This window comes from Ectobacillus funiculus (assembly GCF_004138295.1).
Taxonomy (GTDB): domain Bacteria; phylum Bacillota; class Bacilli; order Bacillales; family Bacillaceae_G; genus Ectobacillus; species Ectobacillus funiculus.
Genome location: NZ_SCFM01000086.1, coordinates 1 through 15340 on the forward strand (window position 1 = coordinate 1; position 15340 = coordinate 15340).

At 39.9% G+C, this 15340-nt stretch carries 17 protein-coding genes, 1 tRNA gene, 1 other RNA gene and 1 other annotated feature; of the genes, 14 read left to right on the top strand and 5 right to left on the bottom strand.

What is annotated here, in order from left to right; all coding sequences use genetic code 11:
- Positions 1-116 precede the first annotated feature (116 nt).
- Positions 117-1088: a YaaC family protein gene (locus tag EP737_RS24120; protein ID WP_129731809.1), complete on the bottom strand. Its 972-nt coding sequence runs from the start codon at positions 1086-1088 to the stop codon at positions 117-119.
- 113 nt (positions 1089-1201) lie between these two features.
- Between EP737_RS24120 and guaB the strand changes: the two genes are divergently transcribed.
- The 7 genes from guaB to EP737_RS24155 all read left to right on the top strand — a co-directional run bounded on the left by guaB (position 1202) and on the right by EP737_RS24155 (position 8347).
- Positions 1202-2665, top strand: a complete 1464-nt coding sequence (guaB, locus tag EP737_RS24125; RefSeq protein WP_129731811.1) for an IMP dehydrogenase — start codon at positions 1202-1204, stop codon at positions 2663-2665.
- Between the two features lie 98 nt (positions 2666-2763).
- A complete protein-coding gene (locus EP737_RS24130; protein ID WP_129731813.1) occupies positions 2764-4083 on the top strand; it encodes a D-alanyl-D-alanine carboxypeptidase family protein in 1320 nt (439 codons plus the stop codon).
- Positions 4084-4446: 363 nt separating this feature from the next.
- On the top strand, positions 4447-5337 hold the full coding sequence (gene pdxS / locus EP737_RS24135) for a pyridoxal 5'-phosphate synthase lyase subunit PdxS (RefSeq protein WP_129731815.1): 891 nt from the start codon (positions 4447-4449) through the stop codon (positions 5335-5337).
- An 18-nt stretch (positions 5338-5355) separates the two neighbouring features.
- A complete protein-coding gene (gene pdxT / locus EP737_RS24140) occupies positions 5356-5946 on the top strand; it encodes a pyridoxal 5'-phosphate synthase glutaminase subunit PdxT (protein WP_129731817.1) in 591 nt (196 codons plus the stop codon).
- Positions 5947-6000: 54 nt separating this feature from the next.
- Positions 6001-6219: a binding site (T-box leader), on the top strand.
- Positions 6220-6268: 49 nt separating this feature from the next.
- Positions 6269-7543, top strand: coding sequence for a serine--tRNA ligase (gene serS / locus EP737_RS24145; RefSeq protein ID WP_129731819.1), 1275 nt, complete (start codon positions 6269-6271; stop codon positions 7541-7543).
- A 104-nt stretch (positions 7544-7647) separates the two neighbouring features.
- Positions 7648-7740: transfer RNA gene (locus EP737_RS24150), tRNA-Ser, on the top strand.
- Positions 7741-7984: 244 nt separating this feature from the next.
- Positions 7985-8347, top strand: a complete 363-nt coding sequence (locus tag EP737_RS24155; RefSeq protein ID WP_129731820.1) for a sigma factor-like helix-turn-helix DNA-binding protein — start codon at positions 7985-7987, stop codon at positions 8345-8347.
- A gap of 36 nt (positions 8348-8383) precedes the next feature.
- Here EP737_RS24155 and EP737_RS24160 read toward each other — a convergent pair whose 3' ends face one another.
- The 3 genes from EP737_RS24160 to EP737_RS24170 all read right to left on the bottom strand — a co-directional run bounded on the left by EP737_RS24160 (position 8384) and on the right by EP737_RS24170 (position 10405).
- Positions 8384-9052 carry a deoxynucleoside kinase gene (locus tag EP737_RS24160; protein WP_129731822.1) on the bottom strand — a complete coding sequence of 223 codons (669 nt, stop codon included), beginning with the start codon at positions 9050-9052 and terminating at the stop codon, positions 8384-8386.
- On the bottom strand, positions 9049-9690 hold the full coding sequence (locus EP737_RS24165; RefSeq protein ID WP_129731824.1) for a deoxynucleoside kinase: 642 nt from the start codon (positions 9688-9690) through the stop codon (positions 9049-9051). The genes EP737_RS24160 and EP737_RS24165 overlap by 4 nt, the downstream gene beginning before the upstream one ends.
- A gap of 142 nt (positions 9691-9832) precedes the next feature.
- Positions 9833-10405 (bottom strand): cysteine hydrolase family protein, encoded by a 573-nt coding sequence (locus EP737_RS24170; protein WP_129731826.1) that lies wholly within the window; start codon positions 10403-10405, stop codon positions 9833-9835.
- An 81-nt stretch (positions 10406-10486) separates the two neighbouring features.
- Between EP737_RS24170 and tadA the strand changes: the two genes are divergently transcribed.
- From tadA to EP737_RS24200, 6 genes are all read left to right on the top strand, one after another.
- Positions 10487-10984: a tRNA adenosine(34) deaminase TadA gene (gene tadA, locus EP737_RS24175; protein ID WP_129731828.1), complete on the top strand. Its 498-nt coding sequence runs from the start codon at positions 10487-10489 to the stop codon at positions 10982-10984.
- A gap of 76 nt (positions 10985-11060) precedes the next feature.
- An RNA gene (gene ffs / locus EP737_RS24180) (signal recognition particle sRNA large type) lies at positions 11061-11327 on the top strand.
- A gap of 239 nt (positions 11328-11566) precedes the next feature.
- Positions 11567-13243: a DNA polymerase III subunit gamma/tau gene (gene dnaX, locus EP737_RS24185; protein ID WP_129731830.1), complete on the top strand. Its 1677-nt coding sequence runs from the start codon at positions 11567-11569 to the stop codon at positions 13241-13243.
- 20 nt (positions 13244-13263) lie between these two features.
- Positions 13264-13593 (top strand): YbaB/EbfC family nucleoid-associated protein, encoded by a 330-nt coding sequence (locus tag EP737_RS24190; RefSeq protein ID WP_129731832.1) that lies wholly within the window; start codon positions 13264-13266, stop codon positions 13591-13593.
- An 11-nt stretch (positions 13594-13604) separates the two neighbouring features.
- Complete coding sequence (recR, locus tag EP737_RS24195) at positions 13605-14201, top strand: recombination mediator RecR (protein WP_129731834.1); 597 nt, start codon at positions 13605-13607, stop codon at positions 14199-14201.
- Between the two features lie 13 nt (positions 14202-14214).
- Complete coding sequence (locus EP737_RS24200; protein ID WP_129731837.1) at positions 14215-14439, top strand: YaaL family protein; 225 nt, start codon at positions 14215-14217, stop codon at positions 14437-14439.
- 110 nt (positions 14440-14549) lie between these two features.
- Here EP737_RS24200 and EP737_RS26680 read toward each other — a convergent pair whose 3' ends face one another.
- Positions 14550-14678 (bottom strand): hypothetical protein, encoded by a 129-nt coding sequence (locus tag EP737_RS26680; protein ID WP_281278929.1) that lies wholly within the window; start codon positions 14676-14678, stop codon positions 14550-14552.
- 35 nt (positions 14679-14713) lie between these two features.
- Here EP737_RS26680 and EP737_RS24205 point away from each other — a divergent pair, with 35 nt between their 5' ends.
- Complete coding sequence (locus EP737_RS24205; protein WP_129731839.1) at positions 14714-14980, top strand: pro-sigmaK processing inhibitor BofA family protein; 267 nt, start codon at positions 14714-14716, stop codon at positions 14978-14980.
- The last annotated feature ends 360 nt before the right edge of the window (positions 14981-15340 follow it).

The following is a 15340-nucleotide window of genomic DNA, read 5'->3' on the forward strand; positions in this document are numbered from 1 at the left end:
CGTATCCAGAGGAACGGTTCTTTTTGCATTTTGAACAACTACGCCTTTGTTTTCGCCCAAGAGCAGGGCTCGCCAGTCAGCGAGTTTTCTTTATATTACCTGAGAAATGAAAGTTATTATGCTTTCTGTATCAGAAATAAATAAATATAATATGGTACCTTTTCAGATGTAGCAGAAAGAAATTGATGAATAAATGGATAATCTTCTGTTGAATAGCTACGGAGCAAGTCACTCCACCATTCTGTCTCGTAACGAGAGATCATGCTCAAGTTATAAAGAAGAAGGTAATGAATTAATAACTCAGGGAGATTATTTTTATTATCACGATTAGAAGGAAGATAATATTGATCCTTATGTAAATCATATGCTAAAGGTGAGCAGAGCAATCCATTCCAGTTTTTGATTGGAGATGAAAAGGACAACTGCTGCTCTGCTTCTTTTCGTAAATATTGTATATCTAAATGAGGGCATGCCCCACGGAAGTATTCAATAAATCGTTCTTTTGTCATATAATAACTGTCTAGCACTGAAGGAGGAATTACAATCTCTGTCTCGTTTATTCTTTCTATTGGTAAATACTCAGAAGTTTTTTTACTATAGGAAAATAAGTCAATTAATTCCCCAACATGTTTTAGTAATCCCTCCATTGTGTATTTTTCACCCTCTAAGTGTTTCACATGGAACATTCGCTCTGCAATATGTGTAAATAATCCATTTTTTTGAATCTTTACTTCATCCTGTAAAAACTCATAGCTTTGTTTTTTTCGTTTACGTGTTGTAACGCCATGGGCCAATACAGAGGTCGACTCCGGATAGTTCGGATCTACAGTAAGTAAGCATGCCTTTAAGAGCTGCACCATGCCATAGAAAAGCAAAACAGGCTTAATGGAAAGCGGAGAGTCTTTTGCCAGTTCGTAATAACTCTTTCCATGCTCTAGGTAATAAATGAATGGGTAACAATTATCAAAACTCTTTCGATCACCATCCTCTATACATAATTCCTTATAGCAATGAGAAAGGTAATTTTGAGAATGCACAGAAGAAATAAAAAAACTTAATTTTTGCCAAGTAGATTGTATCTTAACCATAAAAAAAGCTCCTTTAGAATTCTAAAAATTCAAACATATCAACACTTCCTTGACAGTATTTTACCCAGTTGTTAAGCTACTAATAATATTTTGGAAACAGAGGGGGATAACTTATGTGGGAAAACAAGTTTGTTAAAGAAGGTTTAACATTTGATGATGTTCTTTTAATCCCAGCAAGATCAGAAGTACTACCACGAGAAGTAAGTGTAAAAACTGCTTTATCAGAAACGCTACAGCTCAATATTCCACTTATCAGCGCTGGTATGGATACTGTAACAGAAGCAGAAATGGCGATCGCGATAGCTCGTCAAGGTGGATTAGGTATTATTCATAAAAACATGACAATTGAGCAGCAGGCTGAACAGGTAGATAAAGTAAAGCGCTCAGAAAGTGGCGTTATTTCAGATCCATTTTTCCTAACTCCAGATCATCAAGTATACGATGCAGAACACCTTATGGGAAAATACCGTATTTCTGGTGTTCCGATTGTTAATAATGACACAGAGCAAAAATTGGTTGGAATTTTGACAAATCGTGACTTGCGCTTTATTCAAGAATACTCCATGAAAATTTCTGATGTAATGACAAAAGAAAATCTCATTACTGCTCCAGTAGGAACAACTTTATCAGAAGCTGAACAAATCTTGCAAAAGCACAAAATTGAAAAGCTCCCTCTTGTTGACGAACAAGGTACGTTACAAGGTCTTATTACGATTAAAGATATTGAAAAGGTAATTGAGTTTCCTAACTCCGCAAAGGATAAGGTAGGTCGCTTGCTTGTAGGAGCAGCGGTTGGAGTAACTGCTGATGCATTAGCGCGTATTGATGCGCTTGTAAAAGCACATGTGGACGTTATTGTATTAGATACAGCTCATGGGCATTCATTAGGTGTTTTAGAAAAAGTTCGCGAAATTAGAGCGAAGTATCCAAACCTTAATATCATCGCCGGAAATGTGGCAACAGCAGCAGCGACTAGAGACTTAATTGAAGCAGGAGCTAATATTATTAAGGTTGGTATTGGACCAGGCTCTATCTGTACAACACGCGTTGTAGCCGGTGTAGGTGTTCCGCAATTAACTGCTGTATATGATTGTGCTTCAGAGGCACGTAAATACGGTGTGCCTATCATTGCTGACGGTGGAATCAAATATTCTGGAGATATCGTTAAGGCGCTTGCTTCAGGAGCTCATGCAGTTATGCTAGGCAGCATGTTTGCAGGTGTTTCTGAAAGTCCTGGTGATACAGAAATTTATCAAGGACGTCGCTTTAAGGTGTACCGTGGTATGGGTTCTGTTGGTGCTATGGAGCAGGGAAGTAAGGATCGCTATTTCCAAGAGGGAAATAAAAAACTTGTACCAGAGGGAATTGAAGGACGTCTGCCTTACAAGGGACCACTAGCTGATACAGTACATCAATTAGTAGGAGGACTTCGTTCTGGTATGGGGTATTGCGGTGCACCGAGCTTAGAATACCTTCGTGAAAATGCACAGTTTATTCGCATGACAGGTAATGGTTTGCGCGAAAGTCATCCGCATAATATCCAGATTACGAAGGAAGCACCAAACTACTCATCTTAATATTCTATCTTTTGGACAGAGGTTTCTAACTCTGTCTATTTTTTTTGAAGTGTGTTAGAATAACCGTTATGTGAAAACATTTTATTGGAGGTAGCAAGGTGAACGTTTTCTTTCAAAAAAGGGTATTTGCTGTAGTTACATTGTTTACATTGATGTATAGTTTATTGTTTTCGTATAAGGCTGCATTTGCGGAAACAGATACGGATTTGGATATAAAGGCAGAATCAGCTATTTTAGTGGAAGCACAATCAGGGAAGATACTGTATGAAAAAAACTCCGATGAATCCCTCGCTATTGCAAGTATGACGAAGATGATGACGGAATATCTTGTGCATGAAGCAATAGAAAAAGGAAAAATCAAATGGAATCAAAAAACAACGATATCAGAATATGCGCATATGATTTCACAGGATACAAATTTATCTAATGTTCCTCTTGAAAATGGTGGCTCCTACACAGTAAAGGAATTGTATGAAGCAATGGCAATTTATTCAGCTAATGGAGCAGCCATTGCATTAGCTGAGTTAATTGGTGGTTCTGAAGGGAACTTTGTTAAATCAATGAATGAAAAAGCGAAGGAGCTAGGCCTGAAGAACTATAAGTTTGTAAATGCTACTGGTCTAACAAATAGTGATTTAAAGGGACATCAACCTGCTGGGACAAGCCCTGATGAGCAAAATAAGATGTCTGCGAAAGATTGTGCGATTTTAGCAAAACGCTTAATAGACGATTATCCGGAGATCCTAAAAACAGCAAGCGTTCCTAAAAAAGTGTTCCAAGAAGGCGGAAAATACCCAGTTAAGATGGAGAACTGGAACTGGATGCTCCCTGGATTGGTATATGGGTATGAAGGTGTTGATGGACTAAAGACTGGTTCTACACCGGAGGCTGGCTATTGCTTCACAGGTACGGCAAAACGAGATGGTATGAGGCTCATTTCAGTAGTAATTAAAACAGACTCTGATAAGGCGCGATTTGCAGAAACAAAAAAACTCTTCGATTATGGTTTTAGCGGTTTTGAGGTAAAGGAATTGTATCCAAAAGGTTCTGAGGTAAAGGGTACAGAGACGATAAATATTGTAAAGGGAAAAGAAAAAGAAGTTGGAATTGAAACGAAAAAAGACACTGTTGTTGCAGTTCCAAAAGGATCTAAAAACACCTACATAACAGGAGCTGAGTTGGAGGATAAGGAAATTACCGCTCCCGTGAAGAAGGGAACAACAGTAGGGTATATGACATTAAAAGCAAAAGATAACAGTGATCCAGGCTTTCTTTCAGGGAAAGAATTAAAAACCGAGCTTATTGCACAAGCTAACGTAGAGAAGGCAAATGTGGTTGTGCTTGCAATGCGCGGGGTAGGTTCATTCTTTGTCGGAATTTGGAACGGGGCAGTTGACACGGTAAAAGGCTGGTTTTAAAGAAAGCTCGCCGATTGGCAAGCCCCGCCCTTGGGCGAAGACAGAGGCGTAGTTACACTTACACTGTGTCTCGAAAGCTTCCCACCATGTCCAATGGCTTCTAGCTGAAAATTTATACTTTATTTTTTAAAGTGTAAAAAAAAGTTCCCTCAAGGGGACTTTTTTCTTATATTTTTTCATATTTTGTTCATCTTATAGAATGTACGGATTTCTAGAATGTACGGAATTTCCTGCTTTTCGTCTTGATTTTTCAGTAAAAAATAGTGGACAAGCCGGTAATATGTAGTGTTAGAATGTAAGAGTATTCTTAATTTTCGTTAGGAAAGTAAAAAAGAAGCAATTTATATAGAGGGGGTTCTTTAAATGGTTAACAATTTAACAGGTACAGAACGTGTAAAGCGTGGAATGGCAGAAATGCAAAAGGGCGGCGTCATCATGGATGTAATCAATGCCGAGCAAGCGAAAATTGCGGAGGAAGCAGGCGCAGTTGCTGTTATGGCATTAGAGCGTGTTCCTGCTGATATTCGTGCAGCAGGCGGCGTGTCCCGTATGGCTGACCCAACAATCGTTGAAGAAGTATTAGGTGCCGTATCTATTCCGGTTATGGCAAAATGCCGTATCGGTCATATCGTAGAGGCTCGTGTATTAGAGGCGTTAGGAGTAGACTACATTGATGAGAGTGAAGTACTAACTCCAGCGGATGAAGTATATCATTTGAAGAAAAGCGATTATACAGTTCCATTCGTATGCGGATGCCGTGACCTAGGGGAAGCATCTCGTCGTATTGGTGAAGGTGCAGCTATGCTTCGTACAAAAGGTGAGCCAGGAACAGGAAACATCGTAGAAGCAGTTCGTCATATGCGTCAAGTGAACTCCCAAATTGCTCAAGTTGTTGCAATGCGTGAAGATGAACTGATGACATTTGCAAAAAATATTGGTGCTCCTTATGAAGTGTTATTAGAAATCAAACGTTTAGGCCGCTTACCAGTTGTAAACTTTGCAGCAGGTGGTGTAGCAACTCCAGCAGATGCTGCATTAATGATGCAATTAGGCGCAGACGGTGTATTTGTAGGATCAGGTATCTTCAAGTCCGAAAACCCTGCTAAATTCGCGCGCTCAATCGTAGAAGCTACAACTCATTATGAAGACTATGAGCTTATTGCTCGTTTATCAAAAGGATTAGGCAACCCGATGAAAGGTATTGAAATTTCATCATTATTACCAGAGCAACGCATGCAAGAGCGCGGCTGGTAATCAAAAGGAGCTCGCAGCATGATTACAATTGGTGTATTAGGGCTTCAAGGAGCAGTTCGTGAGCATATACAATCCATTGAGGCTTCCGGGGCACGTGCAGTTGTTGTAAAGAAGGTAGAACAGCTAACTGAGCTTGATGGTCTGATTTTACCTGGTGGAGAAAGTACAACGATGCGTCGTTTAATTGATAAATATGGCTTTATGGAGTCTCTTCGTCAATTTGCGCAGGAAGGGAAGCCAATGTTTGGGACATGCGCAGGTATGATTCTATTGGCGAAAAACCTTGTGGGTTATGATGAAGCTCATATTGGAGTAATGGATATTACTGTTGAACGCAATGCCTTTGGAAGGCAACGTGAAAGCTTTGAGGCGCCGTTATCTATCAAAGGTGTCGGTGAGGACTTTATTGGTGTGTTCATTCGTGCTCCGTATGTTGTGGGTGTCGAAGGGCATGTAGATGTGCTTGCTACTCATGGTGACCGTATCGTAGCAGTACAGCAAGGTCCATTCCTCGCAGCCTCTTTCCATCCGGAGTTAACGGATGATCACCGTATTACAGCATATTTTGTAAAAATGGTGGAAGAAGCAAAAGCGAATAAGGTTGTATAACTTCCTTGCAAGTTGTTAAAGATTATAGTAAATTGATGATGAACATCTATATAGTATAAAGCGTTGACGGGAAACAGTAACAGGATAAGCTTTTTTTAGAGAGCCGATGGTTGGTGCAAATCGGTAGAAGCAGCCTGTGAATCCATCCTTGAGCGAAATGCAGAACGTGCTTGAACTAGTAAGCATTTTCGGCGAAGAGCCGTTATCCTTCTCGAGAGGAAAGCATGTGCTTTCAACTAGGGTGGCAACGCGGGCATAACTCCCGTCCCTTTTTTATAGGGACGGGAGTTTTTTATGTTTTACACAATAAAGGAGGGTTAAGATGCTAGACATTAAAGTATTACGGGCTGACCTTGAAGGGGTAAAGGCAAAACTGCAGCATCGTGGCGAGGATTTAACAGACTTTGGCCGCTTTGAAGAATTGGACACAAAGAGAAGAGATCTTTTAGTGCAGACAGAAGAGCTAAAAGGGAAACGAAATGAGGTTTCTCAGCAGGTTGCAGTGCTAAAGCGTGAAAAGCAGGATGCAGAGCACTTGATTTTGGAGATGCGTGAGGTAGGCGACAAAATTAAATCATTGGATGAGGAGCTTCGTGTTGTCGAGGCTGACCTTGAAAAACTTTTGTTAACAATCCCTAATATTCCGCATGAGTCCGTTCCAGTAGGTGAAACAGAGGATGATAACGTTGAAATCCGTACTTGGGGGGAACTTCCACAGTTTCCCTTTGAGCCAAAGCCGCATTGGGATATTGCAACAAATCTTGATATTTTAGATTTTGAACGTGCAGGTAAGGTAACTGGAAGTCGTTTTGTATTCTATAAAGATTTAGGAGCAAAATTAGAGCGTGCATTAATTAACTTTATGCTAGACCTCCATACAGAAGAGCATGGATATAAAGAAGTATTACCTCCATACATTGTAAATCGTGACAGCATGACAGGAACAGGGCAGCTTCCAAAATTTGAAGAAGATGCATTTCGGATTGAGAGTGAGGATTACTTCCTGATTCCAACTGCGGAGGTACCTGTAACAAACTTACACCGTGATGAAATCCTAAGTGGTGACACTTTACCAATTCAATACGCAGCGTTTAGTGCATGCTTCCGTTCTGAGGCAGGCTCTGCGGGACGTGATACACGTGGATTAATTCGGCAGCATCAATTTAATAAGGTGGAATTAGTAAAGTTTGTGAAACCTGAGGATTCCTATGAGGAGTTAGAGAAGCTAACAAATGATGCTGAACGTGTATTACAGCTGTTGGGGCTGCCATACCGTGTTCTAAGTATGTGTACAGGAGATTTAGGCTTCACAGCGGCAAAGAAGTATGACATTGAGGTATGGATTCCGAGCTATAATATGTATCGTGAAATCTCTTCCTGCAGTAACTTTGAAGCATTTCAGGCCAGACGTGCCAATATTCGCTTCCGCCGTGATCCAAAATCAAAGCCTGAGCATGTACATACATTGAATGGTTCTGGATTAGCACTTGGTCGTACGGTAGCGGCTATTCTAGAGAATTATCAGCAGGAGGATGGCTCTGTTATTATCCCAGAGGTACTTCGCCCATATATGAGAAATAGAGAAGTGATTAAATAAAAAAGGAATCCTCTCTTATACTTACTTGCAAAGACGAAGCAGGAGAAGTAAAGATGCTTGACGCTTCTTTTTTTCTTCTGCTATAATACTTCATGTCAATAGGAGGAGGAATACCCAAGTCTGGCTGAAGGGGTCGGTCTTGAAAACCGAGAGGCGGTGAAAGCCGCGCGGGGGTTCGAATCCCTCTTCCTCCGCCACTTAAATATTGACGACAACAGCGCATATAAGTGGAGATTGGAAAACTCGTTACAATGCTGTAACGAGTTTTTATTTCACTTTAAGAAAGTATAAATTTCCGGCTAGAAATCGATTCGACGTAGCAGGAAATTTTAGGAGCGAAGTGTAAGTGCAACTACGATTCTGTCTTCGCCCAAGAGCAGGGCTTGCCAATTGGCGAGTTTTCTTTATAGTGAATATCTCAACAAACAGAAAGGAGCAACAATGGACCTAATTATCCAAACTTTTCCTATGCAGGAAAAAACACTTTATTATGTACAGTGTCCTGTTTGTAAGAGAGACCGAATTTTAAACAGTACCTCTAATGTTTCAAATATAGTGAGCAAAGAGGCTTTTCGCAAGCTATGCGGCTGTATTTGCCAAACAACCAATGCTATTGTGACAGAACTGAAACCGGTAAAACAAAAAGGGAAAGCTTTAACAGCCACTGTAAATGGAGTAGAAATGACTGTGAAGGAAATAGCTGAAGCATATGGACTCAGTCAAAGTACAGTAAGACAACGGATTCATGCAGGAAAATCTGGAGATGAATTAATTGCCCCTGCTAAACGAAGCAGCAAGGGATAATAAAGAGACTCATGGTACATTCCATGAGTCTCTTTATTATCTCACAAACCTTTTTGTTTCATGCAGGAAATAAGCAATTTTCTCAATAACAGGTTCAATGGATTCCTCATTTTTCATAATATCATATTCATTAATATTAAGACGCAGAACGGGGCAAGAGTTAAAGTTACTAATCCAGTTCTCATAGCGTTCATGCATTTCCTTCCAATATTCTAAAGGTGTTTGCTGCTCCATTGGTCTTCCACGCTCACGAATCCGTTCTAGAATGTCCTCAAATGAGCCCTCCAAGTAAATCAATAGGTCTGGATGCGGAAAATATGGAGTCATAACCATGGCATGAAATAGCTCTTTATACGTTTGATAATCAACCTCTGTCATAGTGCCTTTTTCATAGTGCATCTTTGCAAAAATACCAGTATCCTCATAAATAGAGCGGTCCTGAACGAATCCACCGCCATATTCAAAGATTCTTTTTTGTTCTTTAAAGCGTTCAGCTAAAAAGTAAATTTGCAGGTGAAAGCTCCAGCGTGCGAAATCGGCATAAAATTGATCTAGGTATGGATTTGTATCAACCTTCTCGAATGACGTTCTGTAGCCTAATGCCTTTGCTAATGCTTTAGTCATAGTGGATTTACCTACGCCAACTGTGCCTGCAATCGTAATAACGGCGTTATTGGGGAGCTTATATTTTTGTCTTATCTTCATGATTTTGTAATCTCCTTCTTTAGTGTAATTTCCAATGCAGATAAGATATAGTTCAAGTCATCCTCTTCGTTTACAAAATCCATATCATCACCATTGAATTTCAGAATAGGAATGGAAGGATGATTTTTAGCGAATTGATTCATAGCAGTTTCGTAATCTGAGATAAGCTGCAACAGGTATTGCGGATCAATCTTCTTTTCAAACTCCCTGCCACGGAGCGAAATGCGTTTTTGTAATGTTTCCAAACTTGCTGTTAGGTAGATGATCACATTCGGGGTAGGCATGTCCTGGGTAAGAATATTATAAATTTGAATATATTTATGGTATTGACTAGGTTTCAAGGTTCTGTTTGCAAAAATTAAATTTTTAAGGATATGATAATCTGCTACAACAGGTATAGCATTGCTTAAGTATTTCATATGAATATCCTCTAGTTGCTTATAGCGGTTGCAGAGGAAGAACATTTCAGTTTGAAAGCTCCATTCTTCAATATCTTGATAAAATTTTCCTAGAAAAGGATTTTCACTGACTATCTCTTTCAACAAATAAAGACGGAAATGATTTGAAATAGCTTTTGCAAGAGAGGTCTTTCCAACTCCAATAGGACCCTCGACTGTAATGAAAGGTATGTTGATCATTGCTTCTTCTCCTTTACTCGGGCCTTTAGGTAAATAAGAATCAAAACAGACTTATTGTAGCATAAGATGATGAGAAAAGATGCGTTTCTTTTGAAAACTTCCAGATAAAATTATATGAGAATATAGATGGATGAAATTTATCTTATTCCAATGCTTTGGAGCTTGTTTCGAATAGGGAGTGAAGAGAAAGCTGAGAAGAAGGAGAAATCTCTGCTTTTAAAATTGCCTCCATGACTGTTAAAGCATGTTCATTATCTTTTTCGGAATTTGACGCAATACAATTTTTAGGTACATATAGTTTATAATTTCGCATATGCGCATCATTTGCCGTGAATAAAATGCATATATTACCCGCTACTCCGGTTAAAATCAGATTCTGTACTTTTAGATGTCCAAGCAATGTGTTTAGCGGAGTTTCATAAAAGGCTGAATAATGGGGTTTAATGAGAAAATAATCATCTTCCTTAGGTGCAATATCCTTCAGGATAGGGCTGCTTAATTCATTGTCACAATGCTGGATAATCTTATTCATATCAGCCTGCCAGAGGTTATAATGATCATTGATATAAATCACATGACCTTGGTTTTTCTTAATCCAGTTCTTTAGTTGTAGAATGCTTGGTAGCATATCCTTGCACTTTTTTGCTAAAATAGGTCCATGTTCAAATTGAAAATCATTAATCAAGTCAATTATAAGTAGGGCAGTCTTGTGCATAAATATATTCTCCTTTCTCTTCCTCTTATTGTGGATTGAAAAAAGGAAAGTTATTTGCAATAAATAGAAAGGGATTTATTAATGGAACGTGATGAATATTATATGAAGCTTGCCATAGAAGAGGCAAAAAAAGCAGGAGAGATGCAAGAGGTACCTATTGGTGCTGTTATCGTAATTGGGGATGAAGTTATAAGCCGCGCACATAACCTTCGCGAAACAGAGCAGCGCTCAGTTGCTCATGCGGAGTTGCTAGCAATTGATGAGGCATGTCGAAGTCTTGGGACGTGGCGTCTTGAAAATGCAACCCTTTATGTAACATTAGAGCCATGTCCAATGTGTGCTGGTGCTATTGTTCTATCACGGGTAGAGAGGGTTGTGTATGGCGCAAGTGATCCTAAAGGAGGCTGTGCCGGAACGCTGATGAATTTACTGCAGGAGGAACGTTTCAATCATCAGGCCGAGGTGGTCAGCGGCGTGTTGGATGAGGAATGTGGAGCTATGCTATCAGAGTTTTTCCGGGAGCTTCGCAGGAAGAAGAGAAAGGCAAAGGAAAACATGGGTAAAAATACTTCCTGCTGATAAGTTGCATTTATGTTCAAAAACGGATATACTAAAAATGCCTTCAATAAGGCAACCAAATATGGTTTCAACTTTGCCGTGCTAAGCGGGGAGGTAGCGGTGCCCTGTACTCGCAATCCGCTCTAGCGAGGCCGAATCCCTTTCTCGAGGTTGTGCTTGCTGTAGGGTCTGCCCTAAGTAAGTGGTGTTGACGTCTGGGTCCTACGCAACGGGAATCTGTGAATCTTGTCAGGTCCGGAAGGAAGCAGCAATAAGCGGAAGCTCTCGTGTGCCGTAGGGGTGCCTGGACCGAGCTAACTGCTTAGGTAACGCTTATGGCACACAATCGACAGAAGGTGCACGGCAGTTATATAATAGCTATTAAACCTGCTTTTTAAAGCAGGTTTTTTGCTGTTTAAAAAGGTGTTTAGCAATAGTGTTGATTTATTTTATACTAGTAAGGTGAGTTTATGTAGGGACAAAGCTTTTGTTACATTCCTCAATCCTGAAAAACCTTACTCCCTCGCTTTTTCTTTTTTACTTCCATTATGATAATCATGTATAATAGGTGAGACAAAATAGTTCGAAGGAGGCCGTACTTTCGTGTCATATCAGGCGCTTTACCGAACTTGGAGACCACAAGCATTTGGCGATGTGGTCGGTCAAGAGCATGTAACGAAAACATTGCAAAATGCCCTTCTTCAGGGGAAGGTTCCCCATGCTTATTTATTTTCAGGTCCAAGAGGTACTGGTAAAACAACAATAGCAAAGGTGTTTGCAAAGGCAATTAACTGTGAGAATGGACCGACAGTAGAGCCTTGTAATCAATGTGAAACGTGCAAATCTATCATGCTTGGGACAAACGATCAAGTGTTAGAGATGGATGCAGCTTCTAATAACGGCGTGGATGATATTCGATACCTAATTGAAAAGGTAAGAACACCTCCTGCCTCTGTTCGATATAAAGTATATATTATCGATGAAGTTCACATGCTTTCCATGGGTGCCTTCAATGCATTATTGAAAACATTAGAAGAACCTCCAAAGCATGTTATCTTCATTCTGGCCACTACTGAGCCTCATAAAATTCCTCCGACTATTATTTCACGTTGCCAACGTTTTGAGTTTCGGAAAATCTCTGTTCAGGATATTGTAGACCGTCTTGCAACAGTTGTACGGAATGAGGGAACAGAGGTAGCAGAGGAAGCGCTCCACATTGTAGCAAGAGCAGCAGAAGGTGGAATGAGGGATGCTCTTAGCCTTATTGACCAGGCTATCTCATACAGTGAAGATATAGTCACAACTGAGGATGTGCTAGCTGTAACTGGGTCGGTGGCACAAAAGCAATTGTCTCGTTTAGCGATATGTATTTTTGAGAATGACGTGCCCCAAGCTCTTCGGATTATCGATGAGCTAATGAATCACGGGAAAGATGCAATGCGCTTTATGGAGGATTTTATCTACTACTATCGAGATATGCTCCTGTATCAAACTTCCCCGCATTTAGGGGATTTATTAGAGCGTGTCATAGTTGATGAAGATTTTCGGATGTTAAGCGAACAAATTCCTGCCGAAACGATTTATGAAGTGATTCATACCTTGAGCAAAAGCCAGCAGGAAATGAAATGGACAAATCATCCGCGTATCTTTTTAGAGGTTGTGATGGTGAAGCTTTGCCAGCAATTTTTAATAAAAAAGCAAGGCTCAGATCATTTGCAAACCATTTTGCAGCGTATGCAGGAAATGGAAGCTGAACTAAGACATTTAAAACAGAATGGTGTTGCAATTTCACAGGAAGCGTTGCCGGTTGTAGAGAAAAAAGCTCCAAAACAAAGCCGAACAAAGCGGAATGTGCCGGCAGGACGAATCCATGAAGTTCTAAAGAAGGCTACTCGAAAAGATTTAGAGAGAGTTAAAGGGATTTGGGGAGAAGTACTCGAACAACTAAAACAGCAAAGCAAAGTCGCGTTTGCAGTATTATTGGAGAACAGTGAACCTGTTGCTGCTGCTTCCGATTACTATGTTTTGGCTTTTGAACATAGTGTTCATGCTGATTTGGTGAATAATAATACGCAGGGAATCCAAGCTATGGAGCAAATCCTTTTCAATTTGTCAGGGAAGAGCCTACAAATGGTACCAGTCCCGAAGGAAAATTGGCAGGATATCCGAGAAGAGTTTCTCAAACTAGATCAAACAGAAAAACCGATACCAAAAGAGGATCCTCTTATTGATGAAGCAATTAAAATCGTAGGGGAGAATCTGGTAGAAATAAAAGAATAATTATATAGGAGGAATGTAACATGATGCGTGGTGGAATGGGCAATATGAATAATATGATGAAACAAATGCAAAAAATGCAAAAAAAAATGCAAGAGGCACAAGAGGAATTAGAAAAAAGAACAGTTGAAGGTACTGCCGGCGGTGGAATGGTAACCGTTGTTGTAAATGGCCAAAAGCAGATTCTAGAAGTGAAAATCAAAGAAGAGGTTGTAGATCCAGAGGATATTGAAATGCTGCAGGATCTTATATTAACAGCAACAAATGATGCCTTGAAAAAGATGGATGAGATAACATCTTCTACTATGGGTCAGTTCACAAAAGGTTTAAATCTGCCGGGCGGACTATTCTAGGAGGCTGTATCATGCATTACCCAGAACCTATATCAAAGCTGATTGACAGCTTTATGAAACTGCCAGGAATTGGTCCGAAAACGGCCGTTCGTCTGGCCTTTTTTGTCCTGAATATGAAGGAAGATGATGTACTGGATTTTGCAAAGGCTTTAGTCAATGCTAAGCGAAATCTAACATACTGCTCTATATGTGGGCACATTACTGACCGTGATCCATGCTACATTTGTGATGATTCTCATCGTGATCAATCGCTGGTTTGTGTTGTGCAAGAGCCAAAGGATGTAATTGCAATGGAAAAAATGAAGGAATATCGAGGTGTATACCATGTGCTGCACGGGGCAGTCTCTCCAATGGAAGGGATTGGACCTGAGGATATCCGTATTCCTGAGCTGCTAAAGCGACTTCAAGATGAAACAGTACAAGAGGTTATTCTAGCAACAAACCCAAATATTGAGGGAGAAGCAACAGCTATGTATATCTCCCGCCTTCTAAAGCCAACGGGGATTAAGGTTACAAGGATTGCTCATGGGCTTCCTGTAGGTGGAGACCTGGAGTATGCGGATGAGGTAACCTTATCTAAAGCTTTAGAAGGACGCAGAGAGCTTTGAGGAGAAAACTATGATATTTTTTCGCCGAAAGGGTTCTTTAAGACGTGAATACGATGAAAAGCTTGTGCAGCTATTAGAGCAACAGAAGAATGAATGGAAGAGACAAGAGAGAATGATGGAGAGAAGTTTAGAGCCATCAGAGGATGTAATTTGCCACTTGAAAATTACAGAAGCGAAATATCTCTACTTGTTGAAAGAAGCAAAGCAGCGTAAAGTACAGGTAAAGAAATTAAAGTAAGAGAAAAAGTTAGCTTGAAACAAGGACAACTCTTAATTTTCTCTAAGAAATGGATCGCCATGTATAACCGGATGAAAAAAATGGTTATATATGGCGATTTATTTTTCACTTTAAGAAAGGGTAAGTGCAACGATGTTCCTGCCTTCACTGAACAGCTCGAGTTTTCCTTTTACGTGAATTCTTGCTTGCAGTCTTACTTTTTCATATACAAAATGGTATGTCTCCCATTGTCTGCTCATATAGATGTAGTACAAGTTGTAAGGGAGAGAAGATGATGGATCATATTGCGGTAATAGCAATTGTTGCTGGTATTATTATGCTGCTTATGCTTGCAGGTGCGCCATTAAAGCCATTTCGTTTTATTGGAATGTCCATTATAAGGGTTCTTGTTGGGGCTTTATTGCTATTTGTTTTGAATGTAATTGGAGCACAATTGAACTTGCATATTCCAATTAATCTCATCACAGCCTCTGTGTGCGGTTTTCTTGGAATTCCTGGATTAGGTGCACTAGCTGTAATTCAAATGTATATTCTTTCATGAAAAAGGCTCATCTCAGTAGAGCCTTTTTATTTTGCTTTCAGAAAATATAAGATTCCAGCTAGAAATGAATTCACGTGGCAGGAAATTTTGGAGGATAGAATGTAAGTGCAACTACGCCTCTGTCTTCGCCCAAGAGCAGAGCTCGCCAATCAGCGAGTTTTCTTTAAGGTACATTAATGGGACGGGTATTTTTACGGGTTTTGAAAAATAAACAAAAATAGTGTTGACCATTATGGGGATATATGATAAATTAATAAACGTTGTCGCGAGGGAAATTAAAAAAACGTTGACAGCGAATAGGTTATATATTATATTAGATAAGTCGCTACGGTGACACATGAACTTTGAAAACTAAACAAA